The 23,685-nt window shown below is 65.5% G+C and carries 14 protein-coding genes; 8 read left to right on the top strand and 6 right to left on the bottom strand.

Annotated features, from left to right (window positions below; translation table 11 throughout):
- The first annotated feature begins 73 nt into the window (after positions 1-73).
- Positions 74-3,403 (top strand): tetratricopeptide repeat protein, encoded by a 3,330-nt coding sequence (locus SJY41_RS14095; protein WP_380782704.1) that lies wholly within the window; start codon positions 74-76, stop codon positions 3,401-3,403.
- A 6-nt stretch (positions 3,404-3,409) separates the two neighbouring features.
- Here SJY41_RS14095 and SJY41_RS14090 read toward each other — a convergent pair whose 3' ends face one another.
- The 5 genes from SJY41_RS14090 to SJY41_RS14070 form a co-directional block, all read right to left on the bottom strand.
- Positions 3,410-4,219, bottom strand: coding sequence for a hypothetical protein (locus SJY41_RS14090; RefSeq protein WP_380782702.1), 810 nt, complete (start codon positions 4,217-4,219; stop codon positions 3,410-3,412).
- On the bottom strand, positions 4,216-4,650 hold the full coding sequence (locus SJY41_RS14085) for a hypothetical protein (RefSeq protein WP_380782700.1): 435 nt from the start codon (positions 4,648-4,650) through the stop codon (positions 4,216-4,218). Before SJY41_RS14085 ends, SJY41_RS14090 begins: the two co-directional genes overlap by 4 nt.
- Positions 4,651-4,864: 214 nt before the next feature.
- On the bottom strand, positions 4,865-7,687 hold the full coding sequence (locus tag SJY41_RS14080) for a TonB-dependent receptor domain-containing protein (protein ID WP_380782698.1): 2,823 nt from the start codon (positions 7,685-7,687) through the stop codon (positions 4,865-4,867).
- A gap of 313 nt (positions 7,688-8,000) precedes the next feature.
- On the bottom strand, positions 8,001-9,206 hold the full coding sequence (locus SJY41_RS14075; protein ID WP_380782696.1) for an MFS transporter: 1,206 nt from the start codon (positions 9,204-9,206) through the stop codon (positions 8,001-8,003).
- Positions 9,203-10,084: an N-acyl homoserine lactonase family protein gene (locus SJY41_RS14070; RefSeq protein ID WP_380782694.1), complete on the bottom strand. Its 882-nt coding sequence runs from the start codon at positions 10,082-10,084 to the stop codon at positions 9,203-9,205. Before SJY41_RS14070 ends, SJY41_RS14075 begins: the two co-directional genes overlap by 4 nt.
- Positions 10,085-10,439: 355 nt before the next feature.
- Here SJY41_RS14070 and SJY41_RS14065 point away from each other — a divergent pair, with 355 nt between their 5' ends.
- The gene (locus tag SJY41_RS14065; RefSeq protein WP_380782692.1) at positions 10,440-11,372 is read left to right on the top strand and encodes a LysR family transcriptional regulator; all 933 of its coding nucleotides are present in this window, start codon (positions 10,440-10,442) and stop codon (positions 11,370-11,372) included.
- 63 nt (positions 11,373-11,435) lie between these two features.
- Here the strand turns inward: SJY41_RS14065 and SJY41_RS14060 are convergent, their stop codons facing one another.
- Positions 11,436-12,311 (bottom strand): alpha/beta fold hydrolase, encoded by an 876-nt coding sequence (locus SJY41_RS14060; RefSeq protein WP_380782691.1) that lies wholly within the window; start codon positions 12,309-12,311, stop codon positions 11,436-11,438.
- A gap of 397 nt (positions 12,312-12,708) precedes the next feature.
- On the opposite strand from SJY41_RS14060, the gene SJY41_RS14055 reads away from it, so the two are divergent.
- The 6 genes from SJY41_RS14055 to SJY41_RS14030 all read left to right on the top strand — a co-directional run bounded on the left by SJY41_RS14055 (position 12,709) and on the right by SJY41_RS14030 (position 23,672).
- The gene (locus SJY41_RS14055) at positions 12,709-13,461 is read left to right on the top strand and encodes a winged helix-turn-helix domain-containing protein (RefSeq protein WP_380782689.1); all 753 of its coding nucleotides are present in this window, start codon (positions 12,709-12,711) and stop codon (positions 13,459-13,461) included.
- Between the two features lie 235 nt (positions 13,462-13,696).
- On the top strand, positions 13,697-18,010 hold the full coding sequence (locus SJY41_RS14050; protein ID WP_380782687.1) for a glycosyl hydrolase: 4,314 nt from the start codon (positions 13,697-13,699) through the stop codon (positions 18,008-18,010).
- Between the two features lie 76 nt (positions 18,011-18,086).
- Positions 18,087-18,587: a hypothetical protein gene (locus SJY41_RS14045; protein ID WP_380782685.1), complete on the top strand. Its 501-nt coding sequence runs from the start codon at positions 18,087-18,089 to the stop codon at positions 18,585-18,587.
- Positions 18,584-20,149, top strand: a complete 1,566-nt coding sequence (locus SJY41_RS14040; RefSeq protein WP_380782683.1) for a TolC family protein — start codon at positions 18,584-18,586, stop codon at positions 20,147-20,149. Before SJY41_RS14045 ends, SJY41_RS14040 begins: the two co-directional genes overlap by 4 nt.
- On the top strand, positions 20,146-22,287 hold the full coding sequence (locus SJY41_RS14035; protein WP_380782681.1) for a type I secretion system permease/ATPase: 2,142 nt from the start codon (positions 20,146-20,148) through the stop codon (positions 22,285-22,287). The genes SJY41_RS14040 and SJY41_RS14035 overlap by 4 nt, the downstream gene beginning before the upstream one ends.
- Positions 22,284-23,672, top strand: coding sequence for an HlyD family type I secretion periplasmic adaptor subunit (locus tag SJY41_RS14030; RefSeq protein ID WP_380782679.1), 1,389 nt, complete (start codon positions 22,284-22,286; stop codon positions 23,670-23,672). The genes SJY41_RS14035 and SJY41_RS14030 overlap by 4 nt, the downstream gene beginning before the upstream one ends.
- The last annotated feature ends 13 nt before the right edge of the window (positions 23,673-23,685 follow it).

The following is a 23,685-nucleotide window of genomic DNA, read 5'->3' as shown; positions in this document are numbered from 1 at the left end:
GACGACGCGGTCCGTGAAGGTGTCGTTCGACGCTGTTCACCTTCCGATATCACTACTGCCCCTGCGAAACAGGTTGGAGAAGATATTCGCTCGGCAGCTTGGCGACGCGACTACAAAGGCGGCCGACCCTTATTGGAGCACCACCACGGGAGAGGGGCGGACTTACAACGTCGGTGAAGACGTACTTGCCGCCTATCGCGCCGCTGCGAACGAGCTTCAAGATTTGCCCAACACCGGCGCTGGAACCGCGCTGGCGGAGCTTTCGAGGCGGATTGACCGCGCACGAACCAACTTCGTGGCTATGCACGCCGACACTGACGGTTTTGCATCAGCCACGTTCGGCGAATTGCTACGCGACATCGCTTCCCTCGCCGTGGAATTCGGTCAGAAGATCGAGCCTGCGACGCCTGATACGGTCGATACCGATGCGGATGATAAACCCGAACTTGCCGCTGCGATGAAAGCTGCGACTGCGGCATTCAAGGCCGGTCGCCTCGTCGAAGCCGAGGCCGGTTTCCGCAATATCGTGGTGATCCGCGATAAGGCCGTACCGACAGACGCCTATCTGGTGCCGACGCTCAACAACCTGGCCGTCGTGTTGCATCATGCAGGAAAGCCGCGTGAGGCCGCGTCGACTGCACAGCGTGCACTAGAGCTTAGCCGCCGCATTTTTGGCGATGATAGCGAGCCCGCCGCGGTCAGCTACGTCAACGTCGCCACGGCATTTGTGGCGCTTGGCCGCAATGAAGAGGCGCTCTCATGGCTTTACAAGGCACGCGAAATTCGGCTCAAGGTTACGCCTAATGACCGATACGAAATGTCGGTCATCAACAATGCAATCGGAACGGCCTATCAGGCACTCGGCCAACGCATTGAGGCGAAAAAAATGCTGTCCGCAGCGCTTGAAGCGAGGCGCGAGATACTTGGCGAAGACGATCCCTCGACCGCGATAACTGCGGACAATCTGGCGCTCGTGCTTGATGACTTGGGTGAATACAACACTGCGCACGAGTTGCACCTCGCCGCACTACGGACGCGAATGACGAAGCTAGGTCCCCAGCATCCCGATACCCGGGTCTCGCTGGGGAACATGGCCTACTCCCTCTCCCTTCAGGGGAAGGCGGTCGAAGCTGAGTCGTTCTACCAACAGGAGGTCAAGGCGGGTAGATCCGCTAAAGGCGGCGAAGATCTTGTCCAGGCAACGGCACTCGACAACCTTGCGCAGCTACTCAAGTCCCAGAACCGGCTAGAGGAAGCGGAAGCGTCCGCAGGTGAAGCACTCGCGATCTTCCGGCGCCTGTTGGGCGACGCGCATCCGAGCGTCGGCAACAGCTACAACACGCTGAGCGGTCTCTATATCGGTCGGCGCAAGTGGAAGGAGGCGGCGGATGCGTCAGCGCGCGCCATCGCGATCCGGGAGAAGGCGCTCGGGACTCGCCACGCAATGCTGGCCGCTTCGTACAACAACTACGGGATCGCCCTTCTCGGCTTGGGTCGACGCGACGAGGCGGAGCTCTTCGTACGCAAGGCGATCGAAATCGATCGTGAGGCACTCGGCGCGAACAGCCCCCAGCGCATCCCCGCGTTGACCACGCTCGCGACGTCGCTGGCCGCGCGCGACCCAACGGGCGACGAGGTGCTGAGCCTTGCACGCGAAGCCGTGGCTTCGGCGCGTGAGCAAACCCGGGTGTCATCAACGGCGGCCGGACAGATGACGGTCACGGCATCGACGACCAAGGGCGACGATCCCGCAGCCTTCGCCTTCGCAACTTTCCTGAATATTGCCTCGATGCGCAACGTGGACGAGCCCGGTTTGGCGGATGAGACGTTCCAAGTAATGCAGGATTTGGTGAATTCGGCATCGGCGCGGGCTTTGGCGCTCGCATCGGCGCGGGAAGCCGCCAAGTCGTTGGGACTGGCCAACCTCGTCCGGCGCAAGCAGGACTTAGAACAGGAGGCGCGCGGCATCGATGCACGCGAACTCCTGGGCTTGTCGCGCGGCGAGATGCCGGCTGGTTCCGCTGGCGGGGAGCGGCGCGCCGAGATCTCGCAGCAGCTCAGCGCGATCAATGCTTCGATTGCGGGCGAATTTCCCGAATACCAAGAGCTCGTCACGCCTGTCGCTGTGCCTCTCGCCCAAGCCCGTCGAGCGCTCAAACCGGGTGAGGCGATCGTCGTACTCGTGCCGCTGCTTGACGACGTTTATGTGTTCGCCGTTACCCAAACGGGATTGGCACGTTATCGGGCGCTCGGCCAGCGATCGGCCGCGTCGATCCGCGTACAGAAATTACGATGCAACGTGGACGCGCTTAGCTGCCCGAACGACCATGCCGATTGGAATGACGCGGCCGTCTACGATCTCGAGGCAGCCTACGGACTTTATCGCACACTGATCGCGCCGGTGGAACACACGCTCGTCGGGGTCACCAAGTTGTACGTGTCAGCCACGCGGGAACTCGCTGACCTTCCCTTGGCACTGCTCACTACGAGCCAGCCCCCTATCGGCAGCGATCGGGCGGGGCTGGCCCAGCTGAAGGTTGCGTCTTGGCTCGCCGATCGCTTCGCCTTCACCTACCTCCCGTCCGTGTCGGCCCTGGCCAGAAGCCGCACGAGGGGCGAGCAGGCCGGCGCGAATTTCGTCGGCTATGGCAACCCGACCTTGACCGGCGACGGCAATGACTGCGATCGCGCCGTCACGCCGGCCATCGTCTCGCTCTCGGGTGGTCTCCCCAAGGCAAATGCCGATCTTGTACGCGCGTTATGTCCTCTGCCAGGCACGCTAGGCGAACTCACCGCGCTTGCTCATGCAGCCGGCGCGCCCGACTCGAACGTCCATGTCCAGGACGACGCAACCGAGCTAGCGTTCCGCGCCGACAAGGCGGTCGCCTCCGCTCGCTTCCTTGCAATCGCTACACACGGATCGCTGGCAGGCGAGGGACGCAGCGCGGGCTTTGCGGAACCGTCGCTCATTTTCACGCCGCCGGCACCAGGCCTCGTATACAGTGCAGATAACGACGGCGTCCTGACGGCTTCCGAGGCGGCGCAGCTCAATTTCTCCGCTGACTGGCTGATGCTGTCGGCCTGCAACACCGCTTCGCCGCGAAACGACACTGGCGGCGACAACCTCTCCGCATTGTCGCGCAGCTTCATCTACGCAGGTGCCCACGCCTTGCTCGCAAGCCATTGGCGGGTTTCGGACGGCTCGACCGCGGTGCTTACCGTTGAGGCGATGCGGGAACGCGAACAGCGGCGTCTTGGTCGTGCCGAGGCGCTGCAAATGGCTATGCGGACCGTACGTTCGGGGCGTCGCAGCGACGGTAGCCCGGTCCTGGGCTGGTCCGATAAGTGGCTGCATCCAAGCTACTGGGCGGCGTTCACCGTTGTATCGCGCGAGCCGGATTAAAGTGCCTTAGAGCTTGCTGATGCCGAAATAGATCGCACCGGCGGTCGAGGCGATGGTGCTGATGGCCGTGGCGTACTTGCTAATGCGTTCCATGGTTTGGGCCGACACTATCCTTACCAGCCCCCGCCGCAACAGCGCGACATCGGTCCGCAGGACTGCAATCTTGGAATGGTTCGACTGTCGTGCGTTAATATACAGCACCCCCAGCAACATCCCGGTCACAAAGCTGAAGAAGATGCTGAAGGCGAAACGGAAGTCCTGGAGCCACTCCGCACTCGTTTGCGGAAGCGGAGAAAGCATCATTTCCATTTCGGGCACGTAATCCGACGACAGTCGGACCATCCAATAAGTGGTCACTCCCATGATTAAGACTGAAACAAGCGAGGTGATCAGAAACAACGTGCCCCAGAAAATGAGGCCACGCGTCGTGCCAGTTATCGCGAGGTAGCCGAATGGTAGCGGGATGAGCAGCGTCGCCAGGAGCAGGGCGATCGGTGGAAGCTCGAAGTGTAAGGCAAGAAGGTAATGCGCGACGATCAATAGCGTCGCCGGACAGAGCGCCAGTCCTACAAGGGCGCCGATGTCCCGGCCGACCATCGCTCCACTGGACCTGGCGGGCTCGGGCTGGGCAACCGATGACGCGCTGGACGAGACGATCCTGGTCTGAGTGAACTGCGCGGTGAGCTCGGCGACTTCAGTTTGGAGCAAGGCAACCTTGCGAAGAAGGTAGATCTGTCCGGTTAAATCACGACCGCAGTGGCGGCAGGCGACAGCGCTGTCGTCGATTTCCGCTATACAGAATGGACATTCAATCATTTCGCGATTGTTAGGGTGTAAATCGTCACGCGGCGATCACCGTTGCTGTCGACGACGGAGATGAGGAGCGGAAAGCGGCCGGGCGGCAGCTTCATGATCGGCAAGTCGATGCCGGCAGGGCTGATCGACCGCCCGAGGCGCGAAGTAAGATCAACTGACGGCTGCTTCATCAAGCGTACGGCGACCGCGGAGGAGGCGATCGACGCGCCGTTGGTGGGCTCGAAGGCGATCTTGAGATGGACAGGCGACGTCAGCGGGCGGATGAGGTCACGCGGAGTGGGCGACAGCAAGTGAATAGCTGGGCCGGGGAAAAGGCTCCGCCGCGGGTCGGGCGGGGCGTCAGGCCGAGCAGCCTCCTCGGCCGTGACGAGGGTTGGCTCTACGGACGAGCCTGACGCGGCGACCAGCCCCAAGAGCAGAGAAGCCGACAAGCTACGCTTTAGACGTACCATTCCCTCGACTCCAACTGATTGCCTCTGTGGCTTACGTTCCGACCGGTGAGACTGGCTAGCTACATCCTGCTAGAGATACGCTTTTGTAGCAAGGTCCATCGAACATTGTGCGTCGCGAGAGCGCAAGTCGACCCCTTCACGTTTCTTAGACTAGTCGCTTACGGTGATGGCGCGTTCGTTTCTCAGATCTGAATTAGAAGTTCAGGCTGGCAGAGAGCCGATAGACTCGACCGACCACATCGTAGAGAAGCCGGTTGGTCTGCGCGTAGGCGGGCCAGTTGTTGCCGTCCGGGCCGTTGCCGACCGGCACCGGGGCCTTGTCGAGGACGTTCGTCACCGCGAGCGTGAAGGCGCCGTCCCGGGCGCCGGCCGCGAAGCGGACGCGGACCGATGCATCCAGATACGTAGCGCCCCCGATATGGTTGTCGTTGATGGTCCTGTACCGCGTGCTCGAGACGGGGCAGTTCGAGGAGCACTCGATGTAGTCGTTCCCGTAGACCCCCGAGCTGAAGCCTCGCGCGACCAGGTTCACCGTCAGCGGATCGGTCTCCCAGAACGCGCTGACGCGGTACGTCCAGCTGGGGACGGCCGGGCTGCCAAAGGTGCTGTCGCCATTGACGCCGGCGTAGTCGACCGGGAAGATGTGGTTGTCGACGACGTTGGCTATGTAATGGGTCACCATGCCGTTGATCCTGACCGTGCCGGCCAGAGACTTGGAGATCGCGGAGAGCGACAGCCGGTAGTCGGCCTGGATGTCGAAGCCACGCTCCCGCTGGCTGGCGAGATTGACCGGCCTCACCAGGACCGACGTGAGCGCGCCGTTGGAGAATATGAGGTTGGGGCAATAGACGCTGGCTCCGGAATAGCACAGGTTCACGGTGTTCTGCGCCGTGGCCGCGCCGATCGCGTCCGTGATCGCTATGGAGAAATAGTCGAACGACGCGGTGAATCCGGGCAGCGACTTCGGGCTGAGTACCGTCCCGGCCGTCCAGCTGCGTGCGCGTTCCGGTTTCAGCTCTGGGTTAGCCAGCGTCTGCTCGATCATCTGCGCGGAACCGCTGACCGGTGCGTTGCTCGGCAGGATCACGGTGTTCGTGCGCGAAGCCGCGCCCGCGAACAGGTCGGCGAGATTGGGTGCCCGGATGTCGCGGCTGTAGGTTCCGCGCAGCCTGATCCCGTCGATCAGCTCCCAGGACGCACCCGTCTTCCACGTGCCGAACGTGCCGGACGTGGAATAGTCCGCGACGCGTCCGGCGGCGTTGAGCGTCAGGCCCGAGACGACGGGCAGCTCGATCTCCGCATAGGCTTCACGGACGGAGTAATGGCCTCGAGCCGGTTGATAGTTGCCGTACAGCCACCCGGACCGGAGTGCGGGATCGACCGCCGAGGATACGCCCTCCCGACGCCACTCGCCGCCGAGGGCCAGCGAGGCATCACCTCCCGGCAGCGCGAAGACCGGACCGCTCATGCCGATGCTTGCCACGTCCTGTCTGATCGTCTCGTCGCGGCGCGGCTGCGCGGTACCGAACACATAGGCCAAGGCCTCCGGCGACGGCCCCTCCGTGCCCAGCCGATCGATGGGAACGCAGCCGTTCCCCGCATCACCCATGGTCGAGCGACAGACGATCCGTCCGCCGACGACGACCGCGTCCTGGGCGAGCGCCATCCGGGACGTGTTCCAGACGTTGACGAGCTCCTCGCGGGCCTTCGCGACGCCGTGCTGGTAGCTGCCGCTCCATTCCCAGCGCCGGCCAAGGAGATCGACCGAGCCCTCCACACCGCCCAGATAGCGGTACACGTCGCGCCGGTTGGAACTTCCCGGGACGGGGAAACCGGAATTGCTGGTCCCGATCGCGATGGAGTTCAGACCCAGCGTGGCCAGGTTGGCCGCGATCTGCGGGTATTGCGACTGCAGATAGGCGTTATCGCGGAGGATGGTCACGCCGGTGCTCGGGGTCTGCTGGTAGGAGCTCCGGCCCGAATAGCGGTTCCACGATATCTGGCCGAACACCGTGATGCGGTCGTTCACGTCGAATGCGGTCCGGTTGAACAGTCCGATCCGCTCCTCGTCGGGGATCAGCGAGTTGGTGGCCAGGTGACCCGCCAGCGTGGTGCGCGTATCGCCGCCGGCCATCCAGGGGCCGATTGCCGGATTGTAGGCGCCGTAGTTCAACTGACCGGTCTGCCCGGCGGACCCGAAGTACGTTCCCCGGAATGGACCGGCCGTGACCAGTCCGCCGGGCGTGTAGGTCGCCGGTGCCACGCCGGAGGTCACGAGCCGCTCCGGCTGCCCGATGCCAGGGGCGTAGATGGGGTTGTTGATCTGGAAGACGCCCCGGTTGTTCCATCCGCGGCGGATCGTGGCGAGGCCGTGCTGCCGGAAATAGTCGCCGTTGATCAGAACGTGGAGGCGGTGGTCGAACAGCGTCAGTCCCGCAGTCGCCTCGAGCCGGCGGTACGCGCCGTCGCCGTGCGCGGACACCCCTTGGTCGGCCTTGAGCGAAATGCCTCGGCGCTCCTTGTCCAGGACGAAGTTGACGACGCCGCCCAATGCGTCGGACCCGTATTGCGCCGAGGCGCCGCCCGTCACGACCTCGACCCGCCGGACCAGCGCCTGCGGAATGGTGTTGATGTCGACGACCCCGTTTATGGCCGAACCCACGGAGCGTCGGCCGTCGACGAGGACGAGCGACCGCGTCACGCCGAGGCCGCGCAGATTGACGGAGTTGATGCCTGCAAGACCGTTCGAGAGGTTTCCCGAACTGTTGCCCGAGGTGCTTCCCGGGCTTATGGCGGGAAGCTGGTTCACGAGATCGGAGAGGTTCGCGGGGATCTGGGACGCGATGTCGTCCTCACCGAGCGTCGCCAACGGCACGGCCGAGGCCTTGCCGCCGCGGATGCGCGATCCGGTGACCGTGATGTCCTGATCCTGCGGGGTCGTGGTTCCAGGCGAAACCGCGTAGGGTTCGTCGCTGACGGACTGGGCCGTGGCTGGCGGGATCGCCAGCAGGGTCAACGGAAGCGCCCTCAGCAAGCGGCCTCGCAACGGTCGCGCCACATCCTCTGCGGCTAGCTGCACGCCTTGCCTACGGCCGCCGCCGCCCGCCGACTGCGAGCGGCCTATACCCCCTTTTCGCATTTCCCGCCCCCGCACGTCAGCCGCGGTAGCGTTCCACAATCAGCATCGGCAAATCAAGGGGTCTGTTCCGGCCCTGGACACGGACCGAAGCACGCTGGGCGTGGCGACGACAGTCGGAGCACGTGTTTCGGATGGGCCGGCATCTGAACGGCGCCGCTGGAAGATGCTCAAGGAGGCGTCCTCGCGACCGCTACCGTCGAGGTGTCAAGATCAGTCCAAGTACGGAGGCGACGATCGCGACAACGCAGACTGTCGACCAGCCCGAATGGATCAGGATGACCGGGGTCATCAGGGAGAAGAGACTGCCGCCGGCGAACGTTCCGAAGGAGTAGACGGAATTCAGCCGCATTCGTATGTCCGGAGCCAGCCCGTACAGGGCGCTGCGGAGTGCCACGTCGCTTCCCGTCGCGCCAATGCCGATGAGGACCATCGCGCTGACGACACCAACATATCCTGCCGGGAATATCAGCATCGCGGCCCATCCCAGCGTGATCATCAGGAACGAGAGGCGGACCGAGATGGCGATGTCGTACCGGTCGGCCAGTCTACCCAGCAGCGGAGCGGCCAGCGCGCCGGTGATCGCGACGAGTGCGAGTTCGCCGATCTCCCGCGTGTTCAGATTGAATGGTTCGCCCTGGAGCCGGAGCGCGACGCCGACCCACAGCGCGTTGAACAGTCCGAAGCTGAGCGCCTGAACAAGCGCCGCTCTTCGCAGCAGCGGGACGTCGCGCACGAGCGTGCCGAGCGACACGAGCAGATCGGCATACCGCTCGGTTCGAAGACCCGGCGTCCGGGGCATCGCCCGCTTCATGACCAGCGCCATGATCAACGTCACGGCGGCGGCGGATCCGAAGACGGCGCGCCAGCCGACCGCGTAGCCGGCGATGCCGGCCAGCGACCGTCCAACCATGATGCCGAGCATTATCCCGGTGGCCAGGGTGCCCGTCACCGCGCCGCGTCGGTCGGCCGGTACCAGTCGGGTGGCGTAGGCGGGCAGCAGGTACGTCACGATCCCGCACATGCCGGCACCGAGGGCGCCGGCGAGGAAGAACGAGGCCGTGGCCGTCGAGGACATCGCCGCCATCGCACCGGCCTGGATGATCAGGAGGGTCACGACGATCCGTCGGTTGTCGATACGGTCACCGAGCGGAAGCAGGAAAAGCATACCGGCCGCGATCCCGGCCTGGGTCAGCGTCGGGGCGAGCCCGGACATCGCCTTCGACATGCCGAGATCGCTTGCGATCTGTATCAGTAGGGGCTGACTGTAGTAGTTGTTCGCGACGCAGACCGCACAGGTCACGCCGATGAGAAACAGGCGCCAGCCCGAAAGTCCGATCGCGGCGTCGGAAACGCCGTCCTGCGGGACGGCCCCCGCCGCCGCGACCGGGGCGTTCACGCGTATGCCTCGATGTCGAACTTCTGGACCAGCGGGGTGTAGCTTGCCGCCTTGGTGACATCGACCGCGGGATTGGAGATCGCGGTGTGTGCCAGGCCGACGATCTTGCCGCCCTCCACCAGCGCCGGAACGTCGTGGCTTGGGAGCAGGAACCGGCTGGAGGCGAGCGCCCGCTTGATCGCGCGCTTCTCCTCGAGCGTGGTCATCGCGCGGTTGCCGGTGATGTTCGGCTCATGGGCCGCCCGTTCGATCATCGGGTCGATGATCTGATCCTGCAGGTTGTAGGCGATGTCGCCACAGATGTTGGCGATGCCCTCGTCGGTCTCCACGAGTACCGAGATCGAACCGGGCGTGTGCCCGCCGGACAGGCGAACCGCGACGCCGGGGATGACCTCCTCCTCGAAGGTGCCGTCGACATCGAACATCCGGAGGGCGCCTGCGGTGTGAAGCCGGTCGATGAAGTGCTTGGTGTCGTCGGCCGTGTACATGCCGGGGCCCATGATGCCGGACGCCATGAACTGCATCTCCTGGCGCGTGATGCTCACCTGCGTGCTCATCGGGAAGTTGAAGCTGCCGCCGGCATGGTCGAGATGGGCGTGCGTGTGCACTATGTGGCGGATGTCCGACCGCTTCAGCCCGTGCTGTGCCAGATGGTAGTCGATCGTGTTCTCCTCCGTCACCAGGAAGGGATAGCCGAGCGCTTCCACGCTTTCCGTGCTGCGCGGACCGCTGTCGACGAGGATCGGTTCCTGCCCGCCGGTGATCAGGAAGCCCATGATCGGGATCGTGACGATGGTGCCGGGCGACCGGAACATCACCAGTCCGCTCGACTCGAATTCCATGTTGCCGAAGTTGATCGGATAGATCTTGAGGGACATCTTTCTGGTCTCCAATAGGTGATTGTCGATGGGCGCCGGTCCGGCACCTGCATGCAGGCGCCGGAGTTCGGATCGCTGCCTTGATGGTCGAGTGTAGCTCTAGGGGCCGGTCGGCCTATGCGGACGATGGTAGGGGGGCACGATACGTCCGGAGGGGAGGGCCCTGTTCTTCCTTCGCGCCGCAGGTGGCGCCAGCTTCCGCGATCGACGTGGACTGGTGCGCTGCAGCCTGTGTGAGAGGTTCCATTTCGATCTCCCGGACAGCGGTTCGTTCCGCTGAACCGCAGATAGCCCGCCTCGCGGACTGGAATAAGACGGGGCTTTCTAAAGGCATCCTCTCGAATTATGGAAGGATATGGACCGCTTCGAAGCCATGGGACTGCTGATCGAGACCGTCGAGGCGGGCAGCATGTCCGCCGCCGGCCGCAAGCTCGGCGTTCCGCTGCCCACGCTGAGCCGCAAGCTGGCCGATCTCGAGGAGCATCTCGGAGTCCGGCTGCTCATCCGGTCGACCCGCCGGCTGGAACTGACGGAGGAGGGCGCGACCTATCTGGCGGCGAGCCGTCGCATTCTGGAGGAGGTCGGCGAAGCGGAGAGGCAGGCGGGCGGGGAATACGTCACGCCGCGCGGGACGCTCCTCGTGACCGCCCCGGTGTCCTTCGGTCGTCGGCACGTGCTTCCGATCATAGGAGACTATCTCGCCGAGCATCCCGAGGTCTCAGTCCGGCTGAACCTGTCCGACCAGCACCTCGACCTCGTTGGCGACCATGTCGATCTCGCGGTCCGGATCGGCGTGCTGCCGGACAGCCAGCTGGTCGCCAGGAGGATCGGGGACATGCGGTGGGTGATCGTCGGCAGCCCGGCGCTTCTCGACGTGCACGGCGTGCCGACGCAACCGCAGGATCTGCAGCGGTGGCCATGCGTCGGCGTCGACAACATTCAGCTCGCGAGTTGGTGGCGGTTCCGAAAGCCCGGGGATCGGAGCGATCATACGGTCGCCGTGCGGCCCAGGTTCGCCGTGAATTCGGGGGAGGGGGCGGTCGACGGAGCGGTTGCCGGGCTGGGCCTCACCCAGACGATGCTCTACCAGGCCGCTCCTGCCATCGCGGATGGGCGACTTCGTATCGTGCTCGCGGATTGGGAGGCGGCTCCCCTCCCGTTGTCCATCGTCTACACGGGACAGGGACGGATGCCGATGAAGACGCGAAGCCTTCTGGACTTCGCGTCTCCCCGTCTCGCCGCCGACCTCGTTCGTCTCGATCGGATGGTGCCGGACCGCACCGCTTGAACCTCGATCGGGACGGGCGGCGCTGAGCGTCACGTCCGTCATGCGGCGGGTGTCGTAGGTGAATTAGCCGCCGCCGATGAACGCGATCAGGGCCTTGGTCACGACTTCGGGGTTCTCCTCGGGCAGCCAGTGTCCGGCGCCTGGCACCGGCACGAACGACACGTTCTCGGCGACCTCGCGCATCATCGGCTCCAGGAGTTTGGCATAGCGGCTGCTCGAGCCGGCGAGCGCGAGGACGGGCATCGTCAGACGTCCCTGTTCCGCCTGCCACCGCCGATTGTCAGCGCCGTCCTTGGGGAAGGCCCGATAGAATTCGAAGCCCGCCCGCATGCCGCCCGGCTGCGAGTAGAAGCGGACGTAGGTCTCGAACGTCTCGTTGTCGATCGAGTACGGCGCGACGGCCATGTCGTGATAGTAGCGCTCGAGGTAGAGCGCCTCCCTCCCTTGCGTGAGGGCTTCGGGAAGATCTGGCGCCTGGTGGAAATAATAGTGCCACACCTTCGTGCCGTCCCGCGACGCCTCGTCGAACACGTCGGTGCCCGGTACGGGCGATGCGAGGATCGCCAGACGCTCCGTCCGCTCCGGGAAGCGCCGGGCGAAGGCGTACGCCACCATCGCGCCGATGTCGTGGCCGACGACGTTCACGGGGCGGGTTACGCCGAGGCTGTCGAGGACGCCTGCGAGGTCGCCCGCCATCGTCTTCTTGTCGTAGCCGCCGGCCGGACGCGCCGACCCACCGGCGCCCCGCAGATCTGGGATCACGAGCCGGAAGCCCTGCGCGACCAGCGGTTCGATCGTTCGGCGCCAGGCGATCGAGATCTCCGGGTACCCGTGGATGAGTAGAAGTACTGGCCCGTTCTCCGGTCCGGCGACCCAATGATGGATGCGAACTCCGTCGACATCGGTCGCCATGGCCGTGGCTAGGTGGGATAGGCTCATGATGCCCTCGCGTGCTGGATGTTGAACTGCTGCTCGGACGGCTATCCAACACAATGGCCCCCCTGCCGATCCGTACGCTGGTATGGGATGGAGGACTGCCGTTCAGGCGTGCGAACCCGACTTCGGCCAATTCCGGCCCGCCGTCCTTCGATCGTAGGTGCGAATACAGACTCGCGTATGATTGCGCACCGTGGACGGCAGGCGTCATCAAGCGGCCGGGTTTCTTGGCAGACGGCCATGGCAGCGAACGCCCCACGCGGGACCAAGGGAATGGCATGTTTCGCCGGACGACAGCGGTGGCTTCGGACTGTTGCGATGGCTCATGGGCTCTCCGGCTGCGTGCCCCGTCGCAAGATCCAACAACTGCGTCGCAGCGGCGCCCGTTCGGAACGCGCGCATGATGGAGAACATCGGCAAACCATCATCGCGCCGCGCGCCGCGGACACTGGTCTTCACCACGGACCACGATCTGCGCGAAAGGATCGTGAAGTGCATTACCGAGAACGGCATGGAAGCCGCCACGGTATCGAAGCGGCGAGGACTTTTCCGTGTCTTATCCGCCCGGGAGCCGGACGCCGTCATACTGGACCGGCAACTCGACGGTGACGACGGGCTCGACGTGCTCAAGGAGCTGCGCCGGAAGTCCTTCGTTCCCGTTATACTGCTCACGTGCCCGGAGGACGAGGACGTCGATCTCAGCGTGGCGCTGAACCTCGGCGCGGATGACTGCCTCCTCAAGCCTTTCGGTCATCGCACCCTGCTGGCGCGGCTGCGTGCATTGCTGCGACGCCGGACGATGGACGCGCTCCATCCGCCTCCGCGGCGCGATCAGCCTGTCCGCTTCGATGGCTGGCTTTTCGAGCCGCGTCCGCGAAGGCTGACCGACCCTGCCGGAGCGGTGGTCAGACTCACCAAGAGCGAATTCGCGTTGCTCAGCGCCTTCGTCCGATCGCCCGGTAGGCCCCTCAGCCGCGAGCATCTGCTTCAGGCGACCCGCATCCATGAGGACGTGTTCGACCGTAGCATGGACGTGCAGATCCTTCGCCTGCGTAGAAAGATCGCGGCGGACCCATCGAGGCCAAACCCGATCAGAACGGTTCGCGGCCAGGGCTATGCCTTCGTGGCACATATCGAGGCCGTCGCGGAGTGACCGGACAAGCCGCCGGACATGCGGGCGGGGCGAAGCCGACGGCGTGCGCGATTGTTACAATCGTAGCCGAAAATATCGCGCTTGCGACCAGTTTACGGCGCCACTAACTGAGCAGCCGTTCGGTCATCTTAGTAGAGAGGCCGGCCACACCAAAGTATGCATAGTAAAAGTCGTGCTCCGCTTGGCAAGTGGAGCTGCGTATCAATATTCGTTCGCCTGAGGGCGGGAGATGTTCATGGACAATATCGTAAAAGTCGGCGCGGGTGACATCACGACGCAGCTTCCTGCTGGGCAGACCGGCTTGACGGATAGCAAGAACAACAAGCCGATCGATCCGGCGCTGACGGATGACTTCCAGGGCGCGCCGCCGACGAATTCCGTGTTCACGCCGCTAGCCTACCACCAGTGGGACAATTTCTCGTCAGGCTGGATGAATGCCGATCCGATGGCGTTCCGCACCGAGGCCCAGGGGCTCGCCGTAGGGTACACGCCGACGCCGACCGTCAAGTCGGACGGATACAGCTACGATTCCTACGAGAGCCTGACGCTCGGTCTTGCCGGACTGAATGCCAGCGGGACCAAGCTCGCCGGGCAGAGCGACTGGAGCGCGACCGCCGATTGGGACGGCAAGATGCGCGCGACGATGGTCCAGGGCGGCCTGTTCACCTACGTGACGCGCCAGTCCACCGACGACGTCGTGATCGATCTGCACGAGCAGCCGCGGACGGCGCGCGACACGCCGGTCGATCCGCTCAGCTACGGCATGTCGGGCCTGACCGGTGCCTTCGACGGCGGAGCTCTCGCGTTCAACGTGCCCGTCGACGCGGGATCGAGCGTCGCGGACGGCCTGCAGTTCCGCGTTTCCTACGACTTCGACGGCGACGGCAAGGTCGACCGCACGGAGACCTACGACTGGTACGCGACCGACGCCGGAATCGGCTACGAGAACTATTCGACCAGCAAGATGATCGCCTCCACCGGAAAGGCGATGGCCGACCTCAAGGACGGTTCGGTCAAGGTCGAGTTGTGGCGTGCGAACGGCAGCGGCGATCTCACCGTGCAGACGAACAGCGCGTCCAGCTACGTGAAGGTGCCGTTCTCCGGGTTGACGACGAAGGACGGCGGCACGCTCGGCTCCACGCTCTACTTCCAGCAGGGCGCGACCGCCGGCGGCCCGGCCAGCACGCTGGCCGGTGCTCCGGGTTCGACGGTGGCCAGCGACACCACCCATGTCACACCGCTGCCGAGCATCGGCGGCTATTCGGGCCCGGGGCAGGTCTGGTACCAGCAGGACGGCGTCGTCGGCATCACCATCAACGGCGTGTCGTACGGCGTGTTCGGACCACCGGGATCGACCTGGACCTACACCGATGCCGGTCTGCGCTCCAACCTCGGCGGTCAGGACTTCTATTCCGTGGCGGTCCTGCCGGACAACTCGGTCGCCACGCTGCAGGAGTTCCGGCAGCACGCATACGCGTTCGTGACCGGGACGCAGATGTCGTACTCCATCGACAAGGCGACCAACACGCTGGTCACGACCTACACGCTGACCACGGACATGAAGGCGACCGGCGCGGATCTGTCGAGTGATCCCCTGACGGCGCTATACGGTCACCAGACAAAGTTCAGCGACGCGGCGACCGAGGCCTTCTCGTACCATTCGGCCCGCGGCGACATGAAGGGCTTCGCCGGTTCGACGTTCAGCACCGACATGCAGATGGCGCCGATCATGCCGATCATGCCGTTCCTCGGCTCCGACACGCAGAAGGCCGAACTCCAGGGGCTGATCCACGATCAGCTGAAGGACTTCTTGTCGCGCAACGAGAACCCGATGGCGAAGGACACCTACTGGGGCACCCGCCAGATCGCGAAATACACCGACCTCGCGCTGCTGGCGCAGCAGGTTGACTACGGCCAGGCGCGCGACGTGTTCCTCGGCGCCGCCGAGAAGCAGCTGTCGACGTGGTTCACGGCGTCCGACGGCGACGCGTGGGAGTTCTACTACGACGGCAAGTGGAAGGAACTCCTGGGCTATCCCGGCTCGTACAACCAGGAGGACAAGTCGAACGACATGTCGCTCCAGTTCGGCTACATGATCAACGCCGCCGCCACTGTCGCGATGCTGGATCCCGAATGGGCCAAGCAGAGCAACTACGGCGCGATGGTCAACATGGTCATCGCGAACGTGAACAACTGGCGTCGTGACGACCCGACGTTCGCCTACCTGCGTGGTTTCGATCCTTACGCTGGCCACAACTGGGCGTCTGGAACAGGCTCGGGCATCACCCAGGAATCGGCGACGGAGTCTCTGAACTTCGACGCCGCGGTCGCCCGCTGGGGCGCCGCGACCGGCCAGACGGACATCGAGAACCTCGGGCTGTATCTGTACACCACCGAGAGCGAAGCGTTCATGGAGTACTATCTGAACGTCGACAACGACGTGTTCCCGGATGGCTTCGACAAGTCGCGCATCGGCGTCCTCGGCGCGAACGGCGGATCGTACACCACGTATTTCGGTACGGATCCGAACTACGTCCAAAGCATCAACGAGACGCCGATCCTGCCGCAGAGCTCGCTCTTCATGGGCTTCAGCCCGCAGGAGATCGAGCAGGACTTCGCCTATCTCCGTTCCGAGACCTCGGACCGGTCGACCGAGTGGATGAACAGCACCCAGATGTATCTGGCGATGGCCAACCCCGAGGCGGCGCTCGCCGACTACCGTGCCAATCCGCAGTACAAGGACGGCGGTGGCGAGGAGTCGCGGCCCTACACGCTCGAATTCATCGAGAGCCTCGTCGCGATGGGCACGATCGACGCGAAGACGCGCGCCAATTCCCCTTATGCATCGGTCTACGTCAAGAACGGCGTGAAGAGCTACGTCGCCTGGAATCCTGCGGCGACGTCGATGACGATCACCTTCTCCGACGGCGTCAAGCTGACGGTCGCTCCCGGCGACATGGTCACCAGGACCGCCGACGGCGTACTGCACACGGTCGACTTCCAGCAGAAGGAGATCACCGCGCGGCCTCCGGGCATCCCGCTGGATCTCCCGACCGATCCGCCTGAGTACAAGCTCACCACCGTCGTGAAGAACGGTGACCTCACGCTGTCCGTCGAGGACGTGACCGGGACGGCCTGGATGACCGTGGGAGCCGCAGCGCCCCGCGCCATGGTCGGCAACGCAGGCGTCCGTCTGAAGGTGCAGCTCAGCCCGACCGACCGGCTGGTCGCAGTGGGCCGGGACGCGACCGGACAGGTTCATCTCCTGATGTCCGGGAACGCCACCGGCGGCGAGCCCTACTACGACAAGAAGCTCACCGCGAACTACGGCATCGCCGATAACGGCCCCGCGCTCTACAACGCGGACTACGCCAAGCTCGAGCCGCTCTACGGACGCGATTTCAACGGTGACGGCGTCATCGTGGGCGGCGAGACGAAGCTGGTCGCCCAGAATGGGCAGCTGCAGCTGTTCGTCGACGCCGGGGATGGGCGCGCCTACGTCAAGGACGGCGCCAATCCGATGACGGAGGTCCGCCGCGATGCGGGCGGGGCTGCGACCCTGCTGACCCGCGGCGGATCGTCCCTATCGGCTGTCGGCAAGGATGCGGACGGCAATATCCGGGTGCTGGACGTCGTCGCCGGGGGTGGCGTCGCGTACGCCTGGAAGCTCGATGCCAAGGGCGTCTGGACCAGCGAGACCGTCTATTCGCTGTCGGATCCGGTCGCCACGGCCGGCGCCGAGGCGATCTTCCAGAAGGACCTGAACGGGGACGGCGTCATTCCGGCGGCTCTTCCCCAGGTCGTCGCGAAGAACGCCAGCCTGGAGCTGCTCGTCGATGCCCAGGGCAAGGCCCTGATCCAGCTCGAGGACGGCACGCGCATCTCGGTTATGCGCGGGGATCAGCCGGTGCAGCTCGATCGAGGATCTCAGCTTTCCGCGATCGGTCGCGACGGCGAGGGCAACCTCCGCGTGCTCGACGGCAATCCCGGCGACTTCGGCCCCAATGCGACGCATTGGTCCTGGAAGCTGGACGCGAAGGGCAACTGGATCGGCGAGGACACCTATGCAGGGTCGGAGATCAGCAAGGCCGAAGGCATCTACGGCCGCGACTTCGACGGCGACGGGACCGTCAGCGGTTCGCAGAAGCAGCTGATCGCCCGCAACGGCGACGATGCCCTGTTCGTCGACCAGGCGACCGGAAAGGCATATGCCTCGGTGCACGGCGCATCGCCGATCGCGCTGACCCGCGATGGCTGGGGCGATGTCCAGGCTCAGCGCGGCGACTGGGGGCTGCTCGCGATCGCCTCGGACGACCAGGGACGCACGAGGGTGCTCGATGCCAACCCGTTCGACGACATGAAGTACGCCTGGATCCTCGACGCCAACGGCCACTGGTCCGGCGAACAGTCCTTCGACAAGGCGCACAACGGCGCCGCCGAACTCCTGTTCTCCGCCGACCTCAACCACGACGGTGTGATCGGAGACCGCGTGGCCACCTCGATCGGGACGTCTGGCGGCCGAAGCGCCTCACTCGTCCGATCCTACTGATCCCGCCCGCTCTCCGGGACGGGGAACCTGGCAGGGGGCGTCGTTCGTCCCCTGCCGTCTTTTTCCACGGATCGACATGCTACTGAACTGGCTGGCCGCCGCGGCCCTGCTCTCCGATCCGGTCTCCGGATCCAAGCACCTACTCGACGTCCGGCGCTATGCGCAGGACGGATGGACCCTCACGATCAGAGAGGACACTTTCTCCCGCGTCACCACCTGTCGCCTCGTCGGTCGCCACATGCGCTTTCAATCCGGTGCCATCGGCTTCGACACCAGGACCGCCGAGGGGATCGACGACGACTGGTATGCCATCGATGGCGCAAGTCCGCGTCCCTGGCGGGACGTCTACCCCGATCTTCTCGCGGCTGGCGTCCGGCTGGAGACCGGAGGGATCGACAACCCGACCGACGGCATCGTCTGGCTTTCGACGGAGGCTGTCTCGTCGGCGCATTCCGTCCGGGTCGAGGCGTCGACGTCCTCGGGCCGTCGCCTCCGGGTGTTCCGTCTCGGCGGATTCGCACTCATGCATGCCGCGGCGTTGCGGCTGGGCTGCGCTCCGAATGGTTTCGTGGCGTGACACGGGGCCTTGCCGCACAAATGGCGGGGGCGGCGCTTCTCGCGACGCTGCCTTCGGCGGCTCGTGCCGAGAGCCTGGCGGACGCGATCGCCAAGGCCTATCGAACCAACCCGACCTTGGCGGCCAACCGCTACGACGTCCGGCAGGCGGACGAGGGGGTCGCCCAGGCGCAGGCCGAGCTGCGGCCCACGGTCGATCTCCAGGCCAACCTGGACTTCGACCATAGTGTCCTGGGACGGCCGTCGCGCTCGCCCTTCAATCCGACGGTCTCCAATTCGAACAGCGAGCGCACGGTGCTGACGGTGAACCAGCCGCTGTACACCGGCGGTCGGGCGACGGCCGACCGGATGGGAGCCATGGCCACGGTTTCGGCTCAGCGCGCGGCCCTTCGCGGCGCGGAAGGCGATCTGCTGCTCGCGGTGATCACCGACTATGTGGACGTTCGTCGCTATGCGGCCGAACTGGAGGTCTGGCGTGGAAGCGTGCTGGAGCTCGAGCGGATCGAGAAGGAGATCGAGGCGCGCCAGCAGGCAGGCGAACTGACCCTCACCGACGTGGCCCAGGCGCGCAACCAGCTGGGACAGGCGCGCGAGCAGGCGGTGGCGACCGAGGAGGCGCTCGAGTCGGCGCGCGCGGACTACGAGGCCGTGGTGGGCCACGCGCCCGGCACTCTCGATCCGGAACCGTCGCTGCCCCGGCTGCCGGGCAGCGCGGACCAGGCATTCATCGACGCGGCACAAGAGAGTCCCGAGCTGTCGCGCTCCCTGTACATCGAGCGTGCATCGCGCGCGGACATCGCCTCCGCGCGGGCGGCGGGCGCTGGAACCGTCTCCCTTCGCGGAACGGGGACGCTCAATGGGGAGGCGTTCCCCTACCGATACGCCAATCAGGACCGCGCGCTGACGGGCAGCGTCGTCTTCTCGATACCGTTGAGCGCGGGCGGCCGCATCGCCTCGCAGGTCCGTCAGGCCGAGGATCGCAACGCGCAGGACAGGGTGCGGATCGAAGCCGCCCGCCGGCAGCTGATGCGCGACGTGACCAATGCGTGGAACGCCATGGTGACGGCGGACCGGGCGGCGACGCTGATCGGCAACCGGCGGGCGACCGCGATGATCCAGCTCGAGGGCATGCTCGCCGAATACCGCGTCGGACTGCGCACCACGTTCGACGTGCTCTACGCGCAGCAGTCGCTGCGCGACTCGCAGGTCTCGCTTCTGTCGGCCGAGCGCGAGCGTTACGTGTCGGCGGCGACGCTGCTGCGCCGAACGGGAGGCCTCGAGGTCGCGAGGCTGACGAGCGGCGTTCCACGATACGATCCGGCGCCGCATCTCGCCCGGGTCGAGAAGATCGGCGCGATACCCTGGGACGGGGCGGTCGCTGCCGTCGACGGTGTTCTTCCAGTCCGCGACCGGACGCCCGCGATCCGGCAGCCTGACGTTTCCACGGCCCCCAGCATTCTTGCCGCTTCGCCGCCGCCCCCTGATCGGCCTCTCGCACGCGCCGCGCCGACGACACCGGTGCTCGGCACCGTCGGCTCGCCGGCCCCGGGGACCCGTCCATGACCGAGACCGACGCCACCACACAGACCGAGAGCGGAGCCGTGCTGCTTGCCGCACTTCTCGGGATGCACCGGATCGCGGCCGATCCCGCCCAACTGAGGCACCAGATCGGTCATCATCGTCCGTTCAGCGCGACGGACCTGGTCCGTTTGACCAGATCACATGGCGATGCCCGCGCGAAGATGCGGATCGCCAAATGGGAGGACCTCGTTCACCTGCCGCTTCCCGCCCTTGCGAACGGACCCGACGGCTGGTTCCTCATCGGCCGGGTGGGGGAGGGCGACGTGCTCGTCCAGCGGCCCGGCGCCGAGGTGGCGAAACTGAGCCGCTCGCAGCTGGCTGCGACGTGGTCTGGCGAGGTGGTGCTGATCACGACGCGTGAAACGGTCGAGGCGACGGAGAAGCGCTTCGATTTTAGCTGGTTCGTTCCGCAGATCGTCAAGTACCGGCGCCTCATCGGCGAGGTGCTGCTGATCACGTTGGCGCTCAACCTTCTCGGGCTGGCGGCGCCCCTTTTCTTCCAGAACGTCGTCGACAAGGTTCTCGTCAACAACACCATGTCCACGCTCACCGTGCTCGCGTTCGGGTTCTTCGTCGTGTCCGTCTGGGAGACCATCTTCGGCTGGCTGCGGACGCGCCTGTATTCCGAGACCAGCCAGAAGATCGACGTGGAGCTCGGCGCCAAGCTGTTCTGGCACCTTCTTCGGCTGCCTCTGGGCTATTTCGAGTCACGGCGCGTCGGCGACACGGTGATGAAGGTGCGGCAGCTCGAGCAGATCCGCGAGTTCCTGACCAACGCCTCTCTTACGGTGCTCGTCGACCCGGTGTTCACGCTCATCTTCCTCGCGGTGATGTGGCTGTACTCGGTGAAGCTGTTCCTCATAACGATCCTGACCATCCCGGCCTATTTCGTCGTCGCGGCGCTGCTCACGGGGCCGCTGCGGGCCCGAGTGAACGAGAAGTTCGAACGGGCATCGGCGAACAACGCGCTTCTCGTCGAGAGCATCGGCGGCATCCAGACCGTGAAGGCCGCGGCCGTGGAGCCGCAGTGGCAGGACCGATGGGAGCGACAGCTGGCTGGATATTCGCAAGCGAGCCAGCGCGTGATCGATCTGGGGAACACCGGCAGTCAGGCGATCCAGCTCATTTCGAAGCTGAACATGGCGGCCATCCTGTATTTCGGCGCGAAGGCCGTCATCGCCCACCAGATGACGGTTGGAGGCCTGATGGCCTTCAACATGTTCGCGCAGCGCGTCTCCGGGCCGGTCATACGCACCGCGCAGCTCTGGCAGGACTTCCAGCAGGTCCGCATCTCGATCCAGCGTCTGGGCGACGTGCTCAACCAGCCGACCGAACCCGGTTCCGGCAGCCGTGTCGCCTTGCCCGCGATCACCGGCGCCGTGAAGTTCGAGGGCGTCCGCTTCCGCTACGCGCCGGACGGGCCGTGGACGCTCGAGGACATCGACCTCGACGTCTCGGCGGGGTCGACCCTCGGCATCGTCGGCTCGTCCGGATCGGGCAAGTCGACGCTCACGAAGCTCCTGCAGCGGCTGTACGTCGCGGATGCGGGACGCGTGCTGATCGACGGCGTCGATGTCAGGCAGATCGATCCGGCCTGGCTCAGGCGGCAGATCGGCGTGGTGCTGCAGGAGAACCTGCTCTTCAACCGCTCGGTGCGCGACAACATCGCATTGGCTAATCCCGCGATGCCGCTGGAACAGGTGGCGGAGGCGGCGGAACTCGCCGGTGCACACGAGTTCATCGTGCGACTGCCCCAGGGCTACGACACCATCATCGAGGAACGCGGGACGAACCTCTCCGGAGGACAGCGTCAGCGGTTGGCGATCGCCCGGGCGTTGGTCACCGGCCCGCGCATCCTGATCTTCGACGAGGCGACATCGGCTCTCGATGCCGAGAGCGAGGAGATCATCCAGACGAACCTGAAGGCGATGGCGAAGGGCCGGACGGTGCTGATCATCGCGCACCGACTGTCCGCGATCAGGCAGTGCGACCGGATCATCGCGCTGGAGCGCGGGCGCATCGTCGAAACGGGGACCCATGACGAGCTGCTGCGGATCGGCGGTCGCTATGCCGATCTCCATCGGCGCCAGATGGGCGTGACAATGGGGGATGTAGCGTGAGTGCCGTGGCAAGGTATTGGCGTGTGGCGCGGACGGCGATCGCGGACGAGCGCGCCAAGACCACGGGACGCATACGGAGCCAGGAACTCGACTTCCTGCCGGCCGCGCTCGAGATCGTCGAGCGGCCGGTCTCCCCGACCGGCCGCCTGACCACATGGGCGCTTCTAATCGGATTGCTCATCACGATCGGCTGGCTATGCCTCGGGCAGGTCGACGTGGTGGCGACCGCGCAGGGCCGGATCGTGCCGAACGACGAGGTGAAGCTCGTCCAGGCCGTCAATTCGGGCATCGTGCGGCGGGTCTACGTGCATGACGGCGACTACGTGCATCGAGGACAGCCTCTCGTCGATCTCGATCCGACGATGTCGACCGCCGATCAGGCGCAGGCGGAGAAGGGGCTCCTGAACGCCGAGCTGGACGTCGCCCGCAATCAGGCGATCGCCGACGCGCTGAGCGGGCGCGGGATGCACTTTGCCGCTCCGCCGGGGGTGGCGCCCGAGATCGCCGAGACCCAGCGGCGGCTGATCACTGCGCAGGTCGCGGCGACCGAGGCCGCGGTCCGTGGGCTGGCGTCGGCGCGGCAGGCCTCCCTCGCGGATGCGCGGTCGGCCGCCGAGCAGGTCCGCAAGTACAACGACACGCTTCCCGTCCTGCAGCGCGAGCTCGACGCGATGAACGGGCTGGCTGCCAAGGGCTACGCCCCGGGCCTGCGCCTGCTCGAACTGCAGCGGCAGCACCGGTCCGAGGCCGGCGACCGGGACGTCGCTGCGACGCAGCGGACCCGCGGCATGTCGGATGCCGCGAAGTTCAGCGACGAGATCGCCCAGTCGCGCGAGCAGGCGCGACAGCAGGCGCTCGCCGACCTCGTGAAGGCCCAGAACGAGGTGATCCTGCGGCGCGAGGAACTCACCAAGGCGCGGCAGAAGACCCGGCTACAGCGCCTCGTCGCGCCGTCGGACGGCACGGTGCAGCAGCTCGCCCTCCACACCGTCGGCGGCGTCGCGGAGCCGATCAAGCCGTTGATGGTCATCGTGCCGGAGGGAACGCTGATCGTCGAGGCCCGCGTCCTGAACAAGGATGCCGGCTTCGTCCGGCGCGGGGAGCCCGTCACGGTGAAGCTCGAGGCGTTCCCCTTCACGCGCTACGGGACGGTGCCCGGACGCATCGTGTCGGTCAGCCGCGACGCGATCCAGGACCGGACGGGACCCTACTATCTCGCGAGGATCGCGCTGCTAAAGGCGAGCATCGTGACAGAGAAGGGCGTCACGCCCCTATCGCCGGGGCTGACGATCACCGGGGACATCCGTGTCGGGTCGCGGTCGATCATCTCGTATCTCGTGAGCCCGATCTCCGCGGTGGGATCGGAGGCGGCACGGGAACGGTGAGCGGGCAGTGAAC

It is taken from the genome of Sphingomonas sp. R86520 (assembly GCF_042466285.1).
Lineage (GTDB): Bacteria > Pseudomonadota > Alphaproteobacteria > Sphingomonadales > Sphingomonadaceae > Sphingomonas.
The sequence above is the reverse complement of the archived record's forward strand: the minus strand, read 5'-3'. Positions and strand labels throughout refer to the sequence as shown.